Consider the following 18,717-nt stretch of genomic DNA (forward strand, 5'->3'; position numbering starts at 1 on the left):
GCGTTCCCTACGCGGCATCGGCTTGCGCGGCATCCATGCCGCTTATCCGAGAGTCTGCATTTCCCTCAGCATAATTTACGCCAGGGAAAATACTCAGCGCACGAAACCTCTCCGAGATAATAATATTCGTGCTTTGAGAGCACCATGCGAAATGTGAGGACACCACCGACTATGCCCAATGTATTCAACAATCAAGAAGGTCATGAAAGATGACCCAACCAGCCTCCGTCCGCTGGCAGCTCTGGATTGTTGCCTTTGGCTTTTTTATGCAGACGCTGGATACCACCATCGTGAATACCGCGCTGCCTTCAATGGCCGCGAGTCTGAATGAAAGCCCGCTGCATATGCATTCGGTGATTGTTTCCTATGTGCTGACCGTCGCCGTGATGTTGCCCGCCAGCGGCTGGCTAGCCGATCGCATCGGCGTGAAGAATATCTTTTTCGCCGCGATTCTGCTGTTTACGCTCGGGTCACTGCTGTGCGCCCGTTCGGAAACGTTGAACGAACTGCTGGCCTCTCGCGTCATTCAAGGTATTGGCGGCGCGATGATGGTGCCAGTAGGCCGCCTGACGGTGATGAAGATCGTCCCGCGCGATCAGTATATGGCGGCCATGACATTCGTGACGCTACCCGGCCAGATTGGCCCATTAATGGGGCCCGCGCTTGGCGGTTTTCTGGTGGAATACGCCAGCTGGCACTGGATTTTCCTCATCAACCTGCCCGTTGGCATTATCGGCGCGCTGGCAACCTGGTTCCTGATGCCCAACTACACCATGCGCACCCAACGCTTCGACATCAGCGGCTTCCTCTGGCTTGCCGTCGGTATGGCCACACTGACATTGGCGTTAGACGGCAACCGCAGTCTGGGCATTCCGCCGATTGCCATTTTCGCGTTAATCGCCATTGGGCTGATCGCACTACTGAGCTACTGGCTGCACGCCCGCCACAACAAACGGGCGCTGTTTAACCTGCATCTGTTCGACACATCCACTTTTTCTATCGGCCTGACAGGCGGGCTTTTGGCACGCATCGGCAGCGGCATGTTGCCGTTTATGACGCCGCTATTTTTACAGCTAGGAATGGGATTTTCTCCGTTCCATGCCGGGCTGATGATGGTGCCAATGGTGCTAGGCAGCATGGGAATGAAGCGGGTCGTCGTACAGGTCGTTAACCGATTCGGCTACCGCCGCGTGCTGATGGTCTCCACGCTGCTGTTGGCGCTGGTCACGGCGCTGTTTGCACTGGTCGCGCTTATGAAATGGATCTGGATGATCCCGATTGTGCTGTTCTTCCTCGGTACGGTGAATGCCGTTCGCTTCTCCACCATGAACACGCTGACGTTGAAGGATCTGCCGGATACGCTTGCCAGCGGCGGCAATAGCCTGCTGTCGATGACCATGCAGTTGTCCACCAGCCTCGGTGTGAGTATCGCGGGTATTCTGCTGGGGATGTTCTCTCAACCGCACATGGCAGCGGGAAGCGGAGACACTAACATGGTATTTATTTACACCTATCTCAGCATGATCGTTATCATCGCCCTGCCCGTGTTAATTTTTAATCGCGTGCCAATGGACAGCGTCAAGCAGTCAACGCTGCCGCGTCAATCGTGAGGTCGTTATGAAATTCGGCATTACCGCTAAACTGTTTCTCGCGATTTTCGCCACCTGCATGCTAGTGCTGGTAACCATGCACTGGGGCGTACGCGTTAGCTTCGAGCGCGGCTTTATCGACTACATTAAGCGCGGCAACGAACAGCGGGTGACACAACTGCGCGATGCGCTGGCGGAACAGTATCAGCAGCACGGCAACTGGTCATTCCTGCGTAACAATGAGCGTCTGGTGTTCAAAATGCTGCACTCGATGGATCAAAACAACGATACCGACAACAGTATGCAGGGATGGCGAGTCCGTCTCTGGGTGCTCGATACCGGTAAACGTAAACTGTTTGGCTCTCCAGCGCCCATTCCCAATGAAGGCACCTGGCAGCCTATTCAGGTACAAAACCAGACGGTCGGCTGGATTGTCGCCTCGCCCGTTGAACGCCTGACCCGTAACGCCGACATCAGTTTCGATCAACAGCAACAGCGCACCAGTTGGCTGATTGTCGCACTCTCGACGCTGCTCGCGATTATTGCCACCTGGCTCACCTCGCGTGGCCTGCTCGCGCCCGTTAAGCGGTTGGTCAACGGCATGCACAGTTTGGCATCGGGGGATTTCAGCACCCGCGTAACGGCAAGCTCGCACGATGAATTGGGTAGGCTGGCACAGGATTTCAACCAGCTTGCCATCACGCTGGAAAAAAATGAGCAGTCCCGCCGCGCATTTATGGCCGATGTCTCCCACGAATTACGCACGCCGCTGGCGGTGCTGCGTGGCGAGCTGGAAGCCTTGCAGGATGGCGTGCGCAAACCCGACTCGAATTCACTGCATTCACTCCAGTCTGAGGTGACGACGCTCACCAAACTCGTGGACGACCTGCATCAGCTCACCTTGTCCGATCGCGGGGCGCTGGCCTACCGTAAAACGGCAGTGGACGTGGTGCAAATTCTGCATATTGCTATTGCCGCGTTTCATGAGCGTTTCCAGAAAAAGCAGATTACGCTCACCATCGATTTACCAACTCAGGCTGGCGTCTTTGGTGACCCGGACCGACTCAGTCAACTATTTAATAATCTGCTGGAAAATAGCCTGCGCTATACTGATGAGCGGGGTCAGTTAGCCATTACGGTGGTTCAGCAGCATAAACGCTGGGCGATTATCTGGCAGGACAGCGCCCCCGGCGTGACCGACGAGCAGCTTACGCTGATTTTCGAGCGCTTTTATCGTGCAGAAAGTTCGCGTAACCGCGCCAGCGGCGGCTCTGGTCTGGGGCTGGCGATCTGCAATAATATCGTTGAGGCACATAGCGGACGGCTGTATGCTGAACATTCACCATTAGGGGGAGTGATGATTACCATTGAGCTTCCCTTGCACGTACTTGATTGAGAACCACGCCTAAATAAGCAGAGCTATGACAACCGCACCCGATTTCGCTATGGCGTCACCGATTCTGATCGTCGAAGATGAACCCAAATTGGGGCAACTGCTGGTGGATTACCTTCAGGCAGCGGACTATGCCACGCACTGGCTGCCCAACGGCAACGATGTCGTCGAGTGGGTGCGGCAGCATTCCCCTTCACTCATTTTGCTGGATTTAATGCTGCCGGGCTGCGACGGCCTGACGCTCTGCCGCACTATCCGCCAGTTTTCCAATGTGCCGATTATTATGGTTACCGCTCGCAGCGAGGAGATTGATCGCCTGCTGGGGCTGGAAATTGGTGCCGACGATTATATTTGTAAGCCCTTCAGCCCGCGCGAAGTGGTGGTGCGCGTCAGAACGCTGCTGCGCCGCTGCGGCTGGCAAAATGACGGGCTGAAATCCACAGAGAAAACCGAAACGGCCCTGTTGATTGATAAAAGCGGCTTTCAGGCCAGCTATCTGGGGCAAAATCTCGATCTCACGCCGGCGGAGTTTCGCCTGCTCAAAACGCTCTCCACCGAGCCGGGGAAGGTGTTTTCTCGCGAAGCGCTGCTGGATAAGCTCTACGACGATTATCGTGTCGTGACCGACCGCACTATCGATAGCCATATAAAAAACCTGCGTCGTAAGCTGGAACAGCTGGATGAAGAGACCTCATTCATCCGTACGGTATACGGCATCGGCTATCGCTGGGAAGCCGCCCCCTGTAATGAGGTATAACGCCAACCGCCTTATGATGTTATGGAGACCATTGTGAACGGACCCGATCCTGATAACCGCTACCCCATGGCCGGTTTCCCCCAAGTGTGTTTCATCAAGAACATTGTCACCAATCCGAATATTGAAATTGGCGACTACACCTATTACGACGATCCCGATGGTGCGGAAAATTTCGAGCAAAATGTGCTCTACCACTATCCGTTTATCGGCGATAAATTAGTCATCGGGAAATTTTGCGCTATCGCGCGTGGCGTAAAATTTATGATGAACGGCGCCAACCATCGACTTTCCGGCTTGTCTACCTACCCGTTTCAGATTTTTGGCAACGGCTGGGAAAAAGTGACGCCGAAGCCAGAGGATCTGCCATACAAAGGCGACACGCTCATCGGCAATGATGTCTGGATTGGCTATGACGTGCTGATCATGCCCGGCATCCGCATTGGAAATGGTGCCATCATTGCGTCGCGCGCCGTGGTCACTGCCGATGTACCCGCTTATACGGTCGTTGGCGGCAATCCGGCCAAAATCCTTAAAGCCCGTTTTGCGCCGGACGTCATCGATGCATTGGAAACGCTGTGCTGGTGGGATTGGCCGCTAGAAAAAATCACGCGTCATCTGGACATCATCGCGGCTGGCGATATTGCGGCTTTGCAAGCAGGCCATCTGTCAGAGTAACCGTCTCCGTTCCACATGAATCCATTCCACACGAAGAAGAGGCTCCCACGCCAATGACTGCGCTATTTTCCGAAACCACCAGAATCGAGACACCCCGCCTGCTGCTGCGTCCGCTCTATCGTGATGATGCCCCTGCGCTGTTCGCTTTTATGTCCGACCCCGTCGTCATGCGTTTCTGGAATCACCCGCCCTGGCAGCACATCGCACAGGCACATGACGCGATTGCCGAATACTGGAGCGCGCTGTGTGCTGGGCAGCACATGAAGCTGGGTCTGGAAGTGAAAGAGAGCGGCGAACTGATCGGCACCTGCGTGCTGTTCAATCTTGAGATTGAGTCTAAACGCGCCGAAATCGGCTACTGTCTGGCAGCGAGTGCGCAAGGCAAAGGCTATATGGCGGAAGCGCTCTCTGCCCTGCGGGATTTTGCTTTTGAAACGGCCGGCCTAACCCGACTGGAAGCAGAAATCGATTCTCGCAACGTGGCCTCAGCCCGCTCGCTGGAACGGCTGGGATTCGCGCAGGAAGGACTGTTAAAGCAGCGGTGGATCGTGGACGGCGAGGTGTCCGACTCTGCGCTATACGGCCTGCTGGCGGCTAAGCGTTAGCCTAATGTTGATCCTTTAAAGATCGAGATACCAGTACGAGCACAGGGACTGTGCGAGTAAATCCATGCTTAAGTGACCGGTATTAGGTTCTAGCTTCCCATGCTGTCAAAAATACTGTCTGACTTAATGAAAATTTTGTCATTTTCTCTTTTCCCACGGCTGTTACCATTTTAGACCTACAATAATGACAGGTATCTACCCGCACTTGATGCGGAACATCGGTCACCTGCAACAGTACGGATAAGGGGAAAATAGATGTCAGGCTTAGTGAATGGCAAATGGGTTAATGGTGATGTCGCAGCAGAAGAGATCAAAAACGGGGCGTTCCACCGCGAAGAAACCAAATTTCGACAAACCGAACTGGTGCCAGAGGCGGGGCGTTACCAGCTTTTTGTCTCCTACCTCTGCCCGTGGGCCTCGCGCACGCTGATTTTCCGCAAGCTGAAAGGATTGGAAAACATCATTTCGCTCTCGATTGCTAATCCGCGTATCGCCGATAACGGCTGGGAATTTGCCACGCCACAGGATGCCGGCGAGCATGTGGGTGAGATAAACTACCTGCACCAACTGTACACCGCCAGCGTGCCCGACTACACCGGAAAAGTATCAGTCCCTGTACTGTGGGATCGGGTAGAAGGCCGCATCGTCAACAATGAATCGGCAGACATCATCCGCATGCTAAACAGCGAATTTAACGATCTGACCGGTAACCATCTTGATTTCTACCCGTCTGAACTGCACGGAGAGATCGACCGCTGGAACGAAACCGTCTACCACAACGTCAATAACGGCGTGTATAAAACCGGCTTCGCCAAAACGCAGGAACACTACAACGAGGCTGTCACCACGCTCTTCGCCACGCTGGACGAGTTGAACGATCATCTGGGTAGCCATCGCTATATTCTCGGCGACACGCTGACTGAGGCCGACTGGCGTTTATTTGTGACGCTGGTACGTTTTGACGTGGCCTATCACGGCGCGTTCAAATGTAATCTGAAGCGTATTGCCGACTACCCGAACCTGTCGAACTACCTGCGTGAACTGTACCAGTGGCCGGGTGTCGCGGAGACGGTCAATATCGACCATATCAAAGCAGGCTATTACGGTATTGCCTGGCTGAACCCGACGCAGATTGTGCCGGTTGGCCCACAGGTCGATTTATATCAGCTCCACAACCGCGAAACGCTCGGAAAATCCCGTATCGCCACGCGTTAATACGGCCTGATCTGGCCTGTTCTAGTAATGGCAGGCCATTCTTTATTTAGGTCAAACGATTGATTTACGTCAAACAATAGGCCCACTTTTCGTGTGCGTCTACTGCAATTTCCCCCTATTAGCGCTAGAATCCTCCGCCTTTAACTGCTTCCGCCGTGGAGCAGCCTGACTTGTGATCAGAATCGAGAGATACCATGTTTAAACCGGAACTGCTTTCTCCGGCCGGTACGCTGAAAAATATGCGCTACGCCTTTGCCTATGGCGCGGACGCGATTTATGCCGGTCAACCCCGCTACAGCCTGCGCGTGCGCAATAACGAATTCAACCATCAGACGCTGGCGCAAGCCATTAATGAAGCGCATGAGCTGGGCAAGAAATTCTATGTGGTCGTTAACATCGCGCCGCACAATGCCAAACTGAAAACCTTCCTGCGCGATCTGCAACCCGTGATCGAAATGGGGCCGGATGCGCTGATCATGTCCGATCCGGGTTTGATTATGCTGGTGCGGGAAAACTTCCCACAGATGGATGTCCACCTTTCCGTTCAGGCCAACGCGGTCAACTGGGCGACGGTGAAATTCTGGCAGCAGATGGGGCTGACGCGTGTGATTCTGTCCCGCGAACTGTCGCTGGAAGAGATTGCGGAAATCCGCCAAAACGTCCCGGATATGGAGCTGGAGATCTTCGTTCACGGCGCGCTGTGCATGGCTTACTCTGGTCGCTGCCTGCTGTCCGGTTACATCAATAAACGCGACCCGAACCAAGGCACCTGCACCAATGCCTGCCGCTGGGAATATAAGGTTCAGGAAGGCAAAGAGGACGACATCGGGAATATCGTTCATCAGCACGAACCTATTGCGGTGAAAAACGTTGAACCCGCGCTGGGCATCGGCCAACCGACCGACAAAGTCTTTATGCTGGAAGAAAACATGCGCCCCGGCGAGTATATGAGCGCATTTGAAGACGAGCACGGCACCTACATCATGAACTCCCGCGATCTGCGTGCCATCCAGCACGTTGAACGCCTGACACAAATGCAGGTTCATTCGCTGAAAATCGAAGGCCGCACCAAGTCATTCTATTATTGCGCCCGTACCGCGCAGGTGTATCGCCGCGCGATTGATGATGCCGTCGCGGGTAAACCGTTCGACCCAACGCTGCTGGAAACGCTGGAAGGCCTGGCGCACCGTGGCTACACCGAAGGCTTCCTGCGTCGCCACGTGCATGAAGATTACCAGAACTACGACTACGGCTATTCTGTTTCCGACCGTCAGCAGTTTGTTGGTGAATTCACTGGCGTACGCCGTGATGGACTAGCAGAAGTCGAAGTGAAGAATAAGTTTTCCTGCGGCGACAGCGTGGAAATGATGACGCCAAACGGCAATATTCAATTCACCATCGACGCGATGCAGAATACCAAAGGGCAGCCGACCGATGTTGCGCCGGGTAACGGCCATATCGTTTACCTGCCCGTACCGGACGACGTCTCACTGGACTATGCGCTCCTGCTGCGCAATCTGCCGGGCACTACCACGCGTGATCCTAACGCGGAATAAGCTGGCCATGTTGCCGGATGTCCTAACCATCCGGCAATGCCTCTCACAAGCCGATCCCTTCCTTGTAGTATGCCCCCCTATTATCGACCTTTCTCAACCGCAAATCGGTACGTCAATCGCTCGGAGGTATCGTTACAAAGCTCAGGGTTTTTTAACGAATATTAGAAACAGATCACATCAATTCGCTGGTGTTGTGGTTAATATTGCGTCGCTGAGAAAACATAGAACGAAAAATAAGCGTAGTGATACTACTAGGAACCACCTCCTTGGCCAGCTCAATCTCCCTTGAGCTGGCTTTTCTTTTTCTCCCGCCCGCTGATTTTCTCCACCGCAAACATTCACCGACTCTTCTGATTTCTACCTATCAATTTAGTGACTATTATTAATCCCACTATCCTGCTGAGGAGAAATAGGCCATGGAAAAAAATCCGGTGACGCTGCTGATTCTGAATGGGAAAAGCGCGGGTAATGAAGAACTTCGCGAGGCCATTGGTGAGCGACGCAAGAACGGCTACACGCTGCATGTCCGCGTGACCTGGGAGTACGGCGACGCCAAGCGCTATGTGGAAGAGGCGATCCAACTTAACGCAGATAACGTGATCGCCGCTGGTGGCGATGGCACCGTCAATGAAGTTGCCGCCGCATTAGCGATACAGCCGGAAGCGGTTCGCCCATGTCTGGGTATTGTGCCGCTGGGTACGGCCAATGATTTCGCCACCAGCTGTCAGATTCCGATGGAAATGCACAACGCGCTGACGCTGGCGATCAAGGGTCGTGCCACCGCCATTGATATCGCCAAAGTGAACGACAGCCACTACTTCATCAACATGGCAACAGGCGGATTTGCCACACGCATTACCACCGAGACACCGGCCAAGATGAAGGCCGCGCTGGGGAGTGCTTCATACGTGCTGCACGCGCTCTTTCGCATGGACATGCTGCAAGCCGAGCGCTGTGAGATTCGCGGGCCGGATTTTCACTGGTCGGGTGATACGCTGGTTATTGCAGTAGGGAATGGTCGTCAGGCTGGCGGCGGGCAACAGCTTTGCCCGGAAGCGCTAATCAACGATGGGATGCTGGAACTAAGCGTGCTGTCGGCAACAGAGCTGCTGCCGAACATGCTTCAAGCCTGGTTTACCGGCAGCGAAAACCAGAACATGATTTCCGCTACCCTGCCGTGGCTGGAGATCACCGCCCCAGACGATATGACGTTTAATCTGGACGGTGAACCGCTCACCGCCAAACGTTTCCATATTGAGATACTGCCTGCTGCGATTCACTGCCGACTGCCGCCCCAGTGCTCGATGCTGGAATAGCGGCGCGTTTCGACTATTCCTGTTTCAACTATTCTCGCTTCAGGCGATTACTGTTTGCCAGGTACAGCGTCACCACCAGCAGCAGGATCGCCGCGGAATACACCAGCGTATCCGACGGGCTTTTGTGATCGACAATAATCAGGCGAATGATGGCCGTAATGCCGATGTAGATAAAATAGCGCAGCGGAAAGTGATAACCGGACTGGAAATACTTCACGATCAGCGCAATAAACTCAAAATAAAGGAAATAGATCACAATGCCTTCTATCAGTTGATAGGAGGAATCTTTTTCATTGGAGATCAACAGCACTTTCGCCAGATGGAACGTTTCCTTGACTAAAAAAACTACCAGAATGATCGCCAGCACCAGCAGGCCGATATTGAGTATCGTCTGAAGCGCCTTGGCAGCTATCGCACTACGAGCAGAACCTGCCATATGTTATCCCCACATCCTATTTCACATTAACACCAAGAATTCACTGCAAAATAACCGGATGCCCTCACACTGTCACGCCAAAATACGCTTAATTTAGTTTGAAATTAGTGGCAAATATGTCATGCAAAGTACAAGTCAATTTACTTATACCCGTCATACTTCAGGCTGCATGGGCGTTTTACCACCAGCGGTGGAAATGGTGTACGGGGCCGATTCCGTGCCCAACCTCCAGCGTGTCGGCCTGCTGTAACGCCTGCTGTAAATAGTCTTTCGCTACCTTGACCGTCTCGCCCCAGCTATCGTGACGTGGTCGCAGCGCGGCCAGTGCGGCAGACAGCGTGCAGCCGGTGCCGTGCGTATGGCGTGTATTCACGCGTGGGGAGCTAAAACGCTGTGGTTCGCCCTCACAGCTGAACAGCCAGTCCGGGCTTTCCGCTTCGCTAAGATGGCCGCCTTTCATCAGCACCGCCTGGCACCCCATCGCCAGCAACGCTTCGCCCTGCTCACGCATTTCCCACTCGTTGGTAGCAGGTGACGTATTCAGCAACGCCGCGGCTTCCGGCAGATTGGGCGTAATCAGGGAAACCAGCGGCAGCAGTTCACGACGGATCGATTCCACCGCCTCGGGCGCGAGTAGCGGATCGCCACTTTTCGCCAGCATTACCGTATCTAACACCACGAAAGGCACAGCGTAATGACGCAGGCGCTCGGCAACCGCATCGACGATATCGGTCTGCGCCAGCATGCCAATCTTAGCGCTGTCGATACGCACATCGCTCAGCACGGAATCCAGCTGCGCCGCGACAAAATCCGGCTCAATCCGGTAGACGGACTGCACGCCACGCGTATTTTGCGCCACCAGCGCGGTAATGACCGACGTGCCGTAAGCACCCAGCGCGGAAAACGCTTTTAAATCCGCCTGAATTCCCGCACCGCCGCTCGGATCGGTGCCCGCAATCGTCAACGCATTGATACGCTTCATGCCAGATCCTCCGCGCGCAGAGTATAGAGTCTGTCGAGGAAGTTGGGGATAAAACTCCCCGTTCCTTGCGACGCCGAAGCCGCCTGCTGCCCCGCTAACGCCATGACATAGCATGCCGCCGCTACGTGGGATAAACGGTCCCCCTCCAAAGAGCAGAAACCGGCCACGACTGCCGACAGCGCACAGCCCGTGCCAACCACGCGCGTCATCATGCTATCGCCGCCGCTTACCGCAATATCACGTTCACCGTCCGTGACATAATCCACCGCGCCGGTCACCGCAACAATCGTCCCCACCTCTCGTGCCAGTTCACGCGCAGCAGGGAGCGCCGCCAGCGAATCATCGGCGCTATCCACGCCACGGCCTTGTACAGCTAACCCCGCTAGCGCCATGATTTCAGATGCATTGCCACGAATCGCCGCGGGTTTCCACGCCAGCAATTCCCGACAAAATTCACTCCGGAAGGTCAACCCACCAACGGCAACCGGATCGAGCACCCACGGCGTACCCGCCTGATGCGCGCTGTTTACCGCCGCTCGCATCGCCTCAGCGCGCGTGCGCTCCAGCGTGCCGACATTAATTAGCAACGCATCCGCCACCGCGCTGAACTGTGCGGCTTCTTCGGGATCGATCACCATCGCAGGCGACGCATTCAGCGCCAGCAGCACATTGGCAGTAAAAGATTGCACCACATCGTTGGTCAGGCAGTGCACCAGCGGCGAAGCAGAACGGAATTGAGTGAGTGAGATTGCTGCCTGAGCGGCAGAAAAGTCGGCAGGTCGAATGTTCATAGGTCTCCCAACCGGCGTGGAAGAAGGCGGCAACCGGTGGGGCATACCGTGACTTCCCTACGCTGGCATTATCCAGATCAGGTGGTACGGGTATTTCTCAGCCTTCACAAAGAAGGGCACCCCGAGTCATGTACTTAGACTTCGCAGCATAAGTAAGTGACGCCAGTAAAGCAAGCCATCGCCCGTGCGACGCTCCCCGACACAAAATGAAAAACCACAGGCACATTGTGACATAGAGAAAAATGCCATAACCCTTTAGACTGGCTAATCAAACCCATACGGAGGAAATTGTGATGACGATAATCAAGAGTTATGCCGCGCCGGAAGCAGGGGCAGCGCTGGAGTTGTATGAGTTTGATGCAGGTGAACTACAGGCAGAAGACGTTGAAGTCGTGGTTGATTACTGCGGCGTATGCCATTCCGATCTGTCGATGATCGATAACGAATGGGGCATGTCGAACTATCCGCTGGTTGCCGGGCATGAAGTGATTGGCCGTGTACACGCGCTGGGTGACGCGGCGAAAAGCAAAGGATTAAAGGTTGGTCAGCGCGTCGGTATTGGCTGGACAGCGCGCAGCTGTGGGCACTGCGATGCCTGTATCAGCGGCAGTCAAACTAACTGTCAGCAAGGCAGCGTGCCGACCATCCTGAATAAAGGCGGTTTTGCCGATAAGATCCGCGCGAACTGGCAGTGGGCTATCCCACTCCCTGACACCATTGATATCGAATCAGCAGGTCCGTTGCTGTGCGGCGGCATCACCGTCTTCAAACCGCTGTTAATGCACCATGTCACCGCAACCAGCCGCGTCGGCGTGATCGGTATCGGCGGCCTGGGACATATCGCGATTAAGCTCCTGCACGCCATGGGTTGTGAAGTCACAGCATTCAGTTCGAACCCGGCGAAAGAGCAGGAAGTACTGGCCATGGGTGCCGATAAAGTCGTCAACAGCCGCGATCCGCAGGCGCTGACCGCTCTGGCAGGCCAGTTCGATCTGATCATCAACACCGTGAGTGTCGATCTGGAATGGCAGCCCTACTTCAACGCGCTCGCTTATAACGGGAAATTCCATACCGTCGGCGCAGTGATGAAGCCATTCAGCGTTCCGGCTTTCACGCTTATCGCGGGTGACCGCAGCGTTTCTGGTTCTTCTACTGGTTCACCGCATGAGCTGCGTTCTCTGATGAAGCTCGCCGCACGTGCCAACGTGAAGCCGCAGACGGAACTGTTCCCGATGTCGAAAATCAATGATGCCATCCAGCACGTACGTGACGGCAAAGCCCGTTACCGTGTTGTACTGAAAGCCGATTTTTAATCGGTAAAGACGCCTGAGCGATCGGGCGTCTGCTTTTTACCCATGAGTCAGATTATCGTCATTCTCTGGACCACACCGGTCGGCACCACGCTACTGAATGCATTCAACAAATTTCATGATAGGATTGGAAAGTGATGCAAGAGGAGATCCACAATGCCTTTTAAAGAGTATGACCACGACTTCATTGATAAAAATAAGAAGACATCCTCGTCAGTAAGATTTGCCCTTTTATTATCGGTATTAATCATTATATTTAATCTCCTGTTCTTCAAGCCGCGCAACTTTCAGGAGCAGTTACACAATAATCCGGGGGTTTATACCGATTCGATTGCGCTGATTTTTCTTTTTTTTATCTTGTCATGCACCAGTAAAATATCCCTTAACCATACTTCAGCCTTATCCATTCGCCTCGGGCTCCATGTCTGGATAGGCTCAGCCACGTTTGACTTCATGGATGAATTTATCTATCAGCCTAAGCTGGTTGGGTATTATGTTGAGGACATGCTGAGAATTATTGGTATGTTTGGCGTTGGATTCGGTGTCTATACCCTGATACAACAAATCAATAATAAGTATGTCGAAGCCAGAATACAGTCATTTAGCGATGAACTCACACAGCTTCCTAATCGTCGGTTTTTTATTAACGAATTAAAAAAGCTCGAAGCGAAAACACCCTATTTATTTATTATCGATATCGACAATTTCAAAGTCATTAATGATAAATATGGACATACGAAAGGCGACGAAATATTAAGCAAATTTGGTCATATTCTTTCCCGTTTCGATAACAGTGAGATCGTCGCAACCCGAATCGGAGGCGAAGAGTTCGCGATTATTCTGTATGCCGGAACACAGAATCGGGCAGAGAAGCTGGCAAGAGAAGTGCTAAAAAATGCGAACAAAATCATTATCAAGAATATGCACCACCTTTCTGTCAGCATTGGGGCGGGTAAAAAACAGCCTCACGAACCCACCGAACACTTTATGAAACGTGTGGATGTCGCGCTTTACCAAGCCAAAAATACCGGTAAAGGCAAGGTAGAATGGGCTCTGGAACCGAAGGAAAAAACGTCGTAGTTCGCCTCTCGCCATACCAATAACACGGCCGCACGGACGCGCCCCCCTCCCTGAATTATCATAAACCCTACTCATTTCCACAACGGCGCCCCCTGCTTGCCACCTATCATTCTGTAACAAAATTAAACACTTCCTGATTAATCAACTCACTGACCAGGGTGTACTTTTTTATAGGTAGAACCGAAAACATAACCTCCACAAAACATTCAGTGAAAGGAAGACGAATGAAAGCAGCCATCGTTACAAAGGATCATTCCGTTGAGATTCAGGATAAAAAACTGCGCCCCCTCCAGCACGGCGAAGCCCTGCTAAGCATGGAGTGCTGTGGCGTTTGCCACACCGATCTGCACGTTAAAGACGGGGATTTTGGCGACGTTACCGGCATCACGCTTGGCCATGAGGGCATTGGCATCGTCAAAGAAGTGGGTCCGGGAGTGACCTCACTGAAGCCCGGCGATCGCGCCAGCGTGGCCTGGTTCTATCAGGGCTGCGGCCACTGTGAATATTGTAATAGCGGTAACGAAACCCTGTGTCGCGAAGTAAAAAACGCGGGCTACTCTGTTGATGGCGGAATGGCAGAAGAGTGCATCGTCGTTGCCGATTACGCAGTAAAAGTGCCGGATGGTCTGGACTCTGCCGCTGCCAGCAGTATTACCTGTGCGGGCGTGACAACCTACAAAGCGGTAAAAATCTCACAAATCAAACCAGGACAATGGATCGCCATTTATGGTCTGGGCGGATTGGGGAATCTGGCGCTGCAATACGCCAAAAATGTCTTTAATGCGAAGGTCATCGCGATTGATGTCAACGACGCCCAATTAGCTTTTGCCAAAGAGATGGGCGCGGATCTGGTCATTAACCCTGCGAAGGAAGATGCTGCAAAAATCATTCAGGAAAAAGTGGGCGGCGCGCATTCAGCCGTAGTCACTGCCGTTGCCCGTGCAGCATTTAACTCCGCAGTCGATGCCCTTCGCGCGGGCGGACGCCTTGTTGCCGTCGGCCTGCCACCGGAATCCATGGATTTGAATATTCCGCGTCTGGTGCTGGATGGCATTCAGGTAGTAGGATCGCTGGTTGGCACGCGTGAAGACCTGAAAGAAGCATTCCAGTTTGCGGCAGAAGGGAAAGTGAAACCGAAAGTGACTCGTCGCCCGCTGAAAGACATCAACGCTATTTTCGCTGAAATGAAAGGCGGAAAAATTACAGGTCGCATGGTAATTGATCTGTCAATGTAAACGGCGTTTTGAATATAAACGGGATAGCACTGCGCTATCCCATTTTTTATATTTAGCCAAGCGCTTGCGTATTACCAGAGCACACAAGCTGCTTACTTTTAATAGGGTACACCTCGATGTCAGGACGCGTGAAAAAGGCCATTTCCCACGGGTTCTTGGTGACGTATTCGTGGCGCACCTTTTCGTAGAGCGGAATACATAGGAATTAAGAGCGATAAATATGATGGCTCACGTCATTATTTCAGCACCAGCATAGTGATACCCACGCCGACCAGCATTAGACAAAACGCGCCGCGCAAATAAGCGACCGGAAGTTTATGAGCCACCGCGACACCCCAGGACACGCTGATGATCCCCCCCAGCGCCAGTGGTAAACCGATACTCCAGTCAACATTACCCGCTTGCGAATAAGACAGTAGCGCCGCCAGTGCGCCCGGCACGACGAGAATTAACGCCATTCCCTGCGCCTGCGTTTGTGCAAAGGCAAACAGGGTAACCAGCACTGGCACCACCACCAGACCACCGCCAACGGTAAAAATACCGGATATAAACCCACTCGCCACACCAATCAACGGCAGATATTTGGGCGATAGCGCCATCTCCGGCTTTTGGCTTCGCTTCTTGCTATACCACTGCCACATATAGTACGTCGCCAGCACCAACAGAAAAGTGGCAAACGCACGCTGGAGGTTGTGAACATCAATCGATGACGCCATGTGAGCGGCAAAGTAGGCAGACCCCGTCGCAAAAACACACATGGTCAACGCCACCCGCGTATCAATGCGGTTACGCTGACGATAGCGTAGAAAACCAATCAGCACGTTAGGCGTAATCATCACCAGCGCAGTTCCCTGTGCCATATGCTGATCCATCCCAAAGAGCACGCCCAGAATCGGAATCGCGATCAGCCCACCGCCAATCCCCAACATTCCTCCGCAAAATCCCAGCCCGATCCCCAAAAGCAAACACAACAACATATCGCTGAACATCATTAAGCTAAACATAACGTAACCAAGTCACCCATCGGGCAAAAATAGAGAGAGGACAACGCCATCCTAGGCGCAGAGCCGCATTTTGATAATCCCTGAATACTCAATGACCCTTTCCTGTCAGGAAAACCATCTGCTGTGCTAAATTACAGCGTGACATAAGAAATGTACCCGCATACTGCGCGGTATCAATACGCCCTGCTTTTCTGCCCTGCTGAGGACTCTCGATAGCTAATGATTAACCCTACGCATTTTGACCTCCAGTCGCTCCGCATCTTTTTGCAAGTTGCCCAAACCGGCAGCCTGACCAAAGCCGCAGAAAAATTCCACATTACGCTTTCGGCTTTAAGTAAACGCATCGCCGAACTGGAGCGTACCGTGGACTGTGCGCTATTTATCCGCATGCCGCGCGGCCTAACGCTAACTCCGGCAGGCAAGGAATTAGTGAATCTTGCAGGTAATGTGCTAAGCAACGTGGAGCGCATGGCGAGTGAAATGAATGACTACGCCGTTGGCGTGCGCGGCCACGTACACATGTGGGCGAACACCTCGGCGATTATTCAGTTTCTCCCGCAAGATCTGGCGTCATTCCTTCTGGCCCGGCCGCTCATTCGTATTAACCTGGAGGAAAAGCTCAGTAAGACCGTGGTGACGGCACTCGCGATGGGAGAAGCCGATATCGGCATCTTCGCTGACAATGTCGGCTCGCAGGGAGTCGAGAAGATTCCTTATCGTCAGGACAAACTTGTCGTACTCGTTCCACCCCAGCACCCGCTTTCCGCAAGACCAGAAGTCAGCTTCAACGACACGCTGGGCTACGACTATGTCGGCCTCAATAACGGCAGCTCGTTGCTAAAACAGCTGAAAGACGCTTCGGATGAGCTGGGGAGAGTGCTGCGCCTGCGGGTGCAGGTCAGCAGCTTTGACGGCATTTGTCGCATGATCGAAGCAGGGCTGGGGATCAGCGTCTTGCCGGAAGGGGCAATTCGCCAAGGCGTACTCGGCACCGGGTTACGCGCCATCAACCTCACCGACGAGTGGGCGTCACGCCAGCTCTGGCTAGGCGTGAAATCCGGCGCAACATTGCAGCCCGAAGTCGCTAATCTGCTGACACATCTGCGGCAGTGCGGCGCATAAAAGGTGAAGACCTGCCCTTATCCCTCTTCGCTACCTGTTTTCTCATAGCCGAGGCGACCAACAAAGGGTAAACGCAGCGCGGGCGGGTTCATATCCACGCCCATGTTCAGCCCCAGAATGTTGGCCTCAATCCCCTCTTCAATACCCATCGTGATACCCAACACGCCTAGCAGTGAGATCTGCACGCCGCTTCCCGATGGCGACAGCCCAACCGGGCGCGAGATCGGGCGGTAATCTTTACCAATGGCATTAGCTGGCATATCCAGCTTGAGTGCGGGCACTTCGCGGCCAATGTGCGCCAAAAACGTATTGCTATTCGGCCCCGGCCAGGCGTGGTAGGTATTCGGCCACGGATAGCTTTTGATCGCGGCCTCAATCTGCGGGATCATGGCTTCCGCCTTATCGCCACGGTGCTCCACCAACAGCTTCGGTTTCGCGCCATACCAATACGCATCGGCCACCGAACGGTTAAGACGGACGACGTTATCGCTCCCCCACCTCACGACCTCATAACGGCGATATTGGGTTTCCCCCGCTTTCTTGAAAATGATCCACGGGTGTACCGCCACCAACCCGCGCCAGCCGTAAGTCGGCGCAGCATAAACCTGCACGATAGCCGTCTGGCGAAATTGCACAGGGTTCGGTGCCAAGCCGGAAGAATCACGCTTGGCAGACCACCAGCTTTGTCCATTGAACGTTTCGCCGTTGCGCGTTGACTGCGCCCAGCTTTGCCAAAAAGACAGCAACAGCACACAAATAAACCCAATCCCCAAGAATTTGAGGTACGTCATAGGCCAAATAGCTCACAGAAAAGAGATGGAAAAGAATCGATACGCCTGCGGACGGGCGCCCACAGTGAAAATCGGTCAAACAATCATTCCGCTAGTTTACTGCCAGTTGGCAGCGAGGTTAAGAGATTGGGTGAAACATTGACCTATTTTTACGTTGCGTGAGGGATATCAAGTAAAACGTTTCCTTTTATTCTCAGCATTGATGTCACATTCTATACCCTAAATAATTCGAGTTGCGTGAAGACAGCAACCGAGCGAATCTCGGGAGCTTACTCAGGTAAGTGACTGGGGTGAGTAAGGGCGGCCAACGCACAAGCAGCTTGAAGTATTTAGTGTATAGACGCTGTCGTTGCCGAGAATGATTTGATCGTTTGCCGAATAACCATGAGTGGCCGACATATCAACGATTTCGACCATTGGAAAGCCTCCGGCAAGTCTGTTCGTTTCATAGGTATGAATATGCACCGTATTGAGGAAGGCCGCATCAAAGAAACCTGGCACTTTGAAAACTTTGATGGATTAAAAGCAGCAGAAACCGCCTGATTGGCTGTACTCGAATTCCCCGGTTGCCCGAGTTAAATCACATTAACTCGGACAAGTCATGCAATAAAAAACAAGTAAATATAAAGATCGTTACCACGGAAAAGGCATAGTAGGTCAGTTGCTAGCTGAAGCTGAAAAATTGCCTTAGAAGAAGGCTGTATCTTCGTCTATTTGGAGCCAATGAGCTTCAATGCTCCCGGTTCTTATGGGAAGAAAGGATATAAAGTTATTGAAAAAGTTGAAAACTCGCCCTCACCTGGAGAGTCACATTATTTCTTTATCAAGAATCTAAAAAAACCATCACATAAAGTAGAATG

General features: G+C 53.1%; 18 protein-coding genes and 1 riboswitch. Of the genes, 13 read left to right on the plus strand and 5 right to left on the minus strand.

Annotated elements, in window-relative coordinates; genetic code table 11:
- Positions 1-209: 209 nt before the first annotated feature.
- The 8 genes from mdtD to yegS all read left to right on the plus strand — a co-directional run bounded on the left by mdtD (position 210) and on the right by yegS (position 9,106).
- Positions 210-1,610, plus strand: a complete 1,401-nt coding sequence (gene mdtD / locus KKH3_RS13820; protein ID WP_039360605.1) for an MFS transporter — start codon at positions 210-212, stop codon at positions 1,608-1,610.
- Positions 1,611-1,617: 7 nt separating this feature from the next.
- Positions 1,618-2,985 (plus strand): envelope stress sensor histidine kinase BaeS, encoded by a 1,368-nt coding sequence (baeS, locus tag KKH3_RS13825; RefSeq protein WP_039360608.1) that lies wholly within the window; start codon positions 1,618-1,620, stop codon positions 2,983-2,985.
- A gap of 25 nt (positions 2,986-3,010) precedes the next feature.
- On the plus strand, positions 3,011-3,739 hold the full coding sequence (baeR, locus tag KKH3_RS13830; protein ID WP_039360610.1) for an envelope stress response regulator BaeR: 729 nt from the start codon (positions 3,011-3,013) through the stop codon (positions 3,737-3,739).
- Positions 3,740-3,760: 21 nt separating this feature from the next.
- Complete coding sequence (locus tag KKH3_RS13835; RefSeq protein WP_039360611.1) at positions 3,761-4,414, plus strand: Vat family streptogramin A O-acetyltransferase; 654 nt, start codon at positions 3,761-3,763, stop codon at positions 4,412-4,414.
- Positions 4,415-4,467: 53 nt separating this feature from the next.
- Entirely contained in the window at positions 4,468-5,019 is a 552-nt protein-coding gene (locus tag KKH3_RS13840; protein ID WP_039360613.1) for a GNAT family N-acetyltransferase, read from the plus strand.
- 255 nt (positions 5,020-5,274) lie between these two features.
- Positions 5,275-6,234 carry a glutathione S-transferase family protein gene (locus KKH3_RS13845; RefSeq protein WP_039360616.1) on the plus strand — a complete coding sequence of 320 codons (960 nt, stop codon included), beginning with the start codon at positions 5,275-5,277 and terminating at the stop codon, positions 6,232-6,234.
- 194 nt (positions 6,235-6,428) lie between these two features.
- On the plus strand, positions 6,429-7,790 hold the full coding sequence (gene trhP / locus KKH3_RS13850; RefSeq protein WP_039360618.1) for a prephenate-dependent tRNA uridine(34) hydroxylase TrhP: 1,362 nt from the start codon (positions 6,429-6,431) through the stop codon (positions 7,788-7,790).
- A 416-nt stretch (positions 7,791-8,206) separates the two neighbouring features.
- Entirely contained in the window at positions 8,207-9,106 is a 900-nt protein-coding gene (yegS, locus tag KKH3_RS13855) for a lipid kinase YegS (RefSeq protein WP_039360620.1), read from the plus strand.
- A gap of 28 nt (positions 9,107-9,134) precedes the next feature.
- On the opposite strand, the gene psiE is transcribed toward yegS, so the two are convergent.
- The 3 genes from psiE to thiM form a co-directional block, all read right to left on the minus strand.
- Positions 9,135-9,542: a phosphate-starvation-inducible protein PsiE gene (gene psiE, locus KKH3_RS13860; protein ID WP_039360623.1), complete on the minus strand. Its 408-nt coding sequence runs from the start codon at positions 9,540-9,542 to the stop codon at positions 9,135-9,137.
- Positions 9,543-9,720: 178 nt separating this feature from the next.
- Positions 9,721-10,524 carry a bifunctional hydroxymethylpyrimidine kinase/phosphomethylpyrimidine kinase gene (thiD, locus tag KKH3_RS13865; protein ID WP_039360626.1) on the minus strand — a complete coding sequence of 268 codons (804 nt, stop codon included), beginning with the start codon at positions 10,522-10,524 and terminating at the stop codon, positions 9,721-9,723.
- Positions 10,521-11,315: a hydroxyethylthiazole kinase gene (gene thiM / locus KKH3_RS13870; protein ID WP_039360630.1), complete on the minus strand. Its 795-nt coding sequence runs from the start codon at positions 11,313-11,315 to the stop codon at positions 10,521-10,523. Before thiM ends, thiD begins: the two co-directional genes overlap by 4 nt.
- A gap of 37 nt (positions 11,316-11,352) precedes the next feature.
- Positions 11,353-11,449: riboswitch (TPP riboswitch) on the minus strand.
- 159 nt (positions 11,450-11,608) lie between these two features.
- Here thiM and ahr point away from each other — a divergent pair.
- The 3 genes from ahr to adhP all read left to right on the plus strand — a co-directional run bounded on the left by ahr (position 11,609) and on the right by adhP (position 14,940).
- Entirely contained in the window at positions 11,609-12,628 is a 1,020-nt protein-coding gene (gene ahr / locus KKH3_RS13875) for an NADPH-dependent aldehyde reductase Ahr (protein WP_039360632.1), read from the plus strand.
- Between the two features lie 153 nt (positions 12,629-12,781).
- Positions 12,782-13,705, plus strand: coding sequence for a GGDEF domain-containing protein (locus KKH3_RS13880; protein ID WP_039360635.1), 924 nt, complete (start codon positions 12,782-12,784; stop codon positions 13,703-13,705).
- Positions 13,706-13,929: 224 nt separating this feature from the next.
- Entirely contained in the window at positions 13,930-14,940 is a 1,011-nt protein-coding gene (adhP, locus tag KKH3_RS13885) for an alcohol dehydrogenase AdhP (protein WP_039360638.1), read from the plus strand.
- A 236-nt stretch (positions 14,941-15,176) separates the two neighbouring features.
- Here adhP and KKH3_RS13890 read toward each other — a convergent pair whose 3' ends face one another.
- The gene (locus KKH3_RS13890) at positions 15,177-15,944 is read right to left on the minus strand and encodes a sulfite exporter TauE/SafE family protein (RefSeq protein ID WP_039360641.1); all 768 of its coding nucleotides are present in this window, start codon (positions 15,942-15,944) and stop codon (positions 15,177-15,179) included.
- Between the two features lie 219 nt (positions 15,945-16,163).
- On the opposite strand from KKH3_RS13890, the gene KKH3_RS13895 reads away from it, so the two are divergent.
- Positions 16,164-17,066: a LysR family transcriptional regulator gene (locus KKH3_RS13895; RefSeq protein WP_039360643.1), complete on the plus strand. Its 903-nt coding sequence runs from the start codon at positions 16,164-16,166 to the stop codon at positions 17,064-17,066.
- Between the two features lie 17 nt (positions 17,067-17,083).
- Here KKH3_RS13895 and KKH3_RS13900 read toward each other — a convergent pair whose 3' ends face one another.
- On the minus strand, positions 17,084-17,857 hold the full coding sequence (locus KKH3_RS13900) for a DUF3750 domain-containing protein (protein ID WP_039360646.1): 774 nt from the start codon (positions 17,855-17,857) through the stop codon (positions 17,084-17,086).
- 336 nt (positions 17,858-18,193) lie between these two features.
- On the opposite strand from KKH3_RS13900, the gene KKH3_RS13905 reads away from it, so the two are divergent.
- The gene (locus tag KKH3_RS13905; RefSeq protein ID WP_080756545.1) at positions 18,194-18,400 is read left to right on the plus strand and encodes an ester cyclase; all 207 of its coding nucleotides are present in this window, start codon (positions 18,194-18,196) and stop codon (positions 18,398-18,400) included.
- The last annotated feature ends 317 nt before the right edge of the window (positions 18,401-18,717 follow it).

It is taken from the genome of Pectobacterium actinidiae (genome assembly GCF_000803315.1).
Lineage (GTDB): Bacteria > Pseudomonadota > Gammaproteobacteria > Enterobacterales > Enterobacteriaceae > Pectobacterium > Pectobacterium actinidiae.

What these genes read in the sequence shown, in the direction of transcription:
- mdtD (WP_039360605.1), top strand. Translation starts at nt 210, where the DNA reads ATGACCCAACCAGCCTCCGTCCGCTGGCAGCTCTGGATTGTTGCCTTT.
- baeS (WP_039360608.1), top strand. Translation starts at nt 1,618, where the DNA reads ATGAAATTCGGCATTACCGCTAAACTGTTTCTCGCGATTTTCGCCACC.
- baeR (WP_039360610.1), top strand. Translation starts at nt 3,011, where the DNA reads ATGACAACCGCACCCGATTTCGCTATGGCGTCACCGATTCTGATCGTC.
- KKH3_RS13835 (WP_039360611.1), top strand. Translation starts at nt 3,761, where the DNA reads ATGGAGACCATTGTGAACGGACCCGATCCTGATAACCGCTACCCCATG.
- KKH3_RS13840 (WP_039360613.1), top strand. Translation starts at nt 4,468, where the DNA reads ATGACTGCGCTATTTTCCGAAACCACCAGAATCGAGACACCCCGCCTG.
- KKH3_RS13845 (WP_039360616.1), top strand. Translation starts at nt 5,275, where the DNA reads ATGTCAGGCTTAGTGAATGGCAAATGGGTTAATGGTGATGTCGCAGCA.
- trhP (WP_039360618.1), top strand. Translation starts at nt 6,429, where the DNA reads ATGTTTAAACCGGAACTGCTTTCTCCGGCCGGTACGCTGAAAAATATG.
- yegS (WP_039360620.1), top strand. Translation starts at nt 8,207, where the DNA reads ATGGAAAAAAATCCGGTGACGCTGCTGATTCTGAATGGGAAAAGCGCG.
- psiE (WP_039360623.1), bottom strand. Translation starts at nt 9,542, where the DNA reads ATGGCAGGTTCTGCTCGTAGTGCGATAGCTGCCAAGGCGCTTCAGACG.
- thiD (WP_039360626.1), bottom strand. Translation starts at nt 10,524, where the DNA reads ATGAAGCGTATCAATGCGTTGACGATTGCGGGCACCGATCCGAGCGGC.
- thiM (WP_039360630.1), bottom strand. Translation starts at nt 11,315, where the DNA reads ATGAACATTCGACCTGCCGACTTTTCTGCCGCTCAGGCAGCAATCTCA.
- ahr (WP_039360632.1), top strand. Translation starts at nt 11,609, where the DNA reads ATGACGATAATCAAGAGTTATGCCGCGCCGGAAGCAGGGGCAGCGCTG.
- KKH3_RS13880 (WP_039360635.1), top strand. Translation starts at nt 12,782, where the DNA reads ATGCCTTTTAAAGAGTATGACCACGACTTCATTGATAAAAATAAGAAG.
- adhP (WP_039360638.1), top strand. Translation starts at nt 13,930, where the DNA reads ATGAAAGCAGCCATCGTTACAAAGGATCATTCCGTTGAGATTCAGGAT.
- KKH3_RS13890 (WP_039360641.1), bottom strand. Translation starts at nt 15,944, where the DNA reads ATGTTTAGCTTAATGATGTTCAGCGATATGTTGTTGTGTTTGCTTTTG.
- KKH3_RS13895 (WP_039360643.1), top strand. Translation starts at nt 16,164, where the DNA reads ATGATTAACCCTACGCATTTTGACCTCCAGTCGCTCCGCATCTTTTTG.
- KKH3_RS13900 (WP_039360646.1), bottom strand. Translation starts at nt 17,857, where the DNA reads ATGACGTACCTCAAATTCTTGGGGATTGGGTTTATTTGTGTGCTGTTG.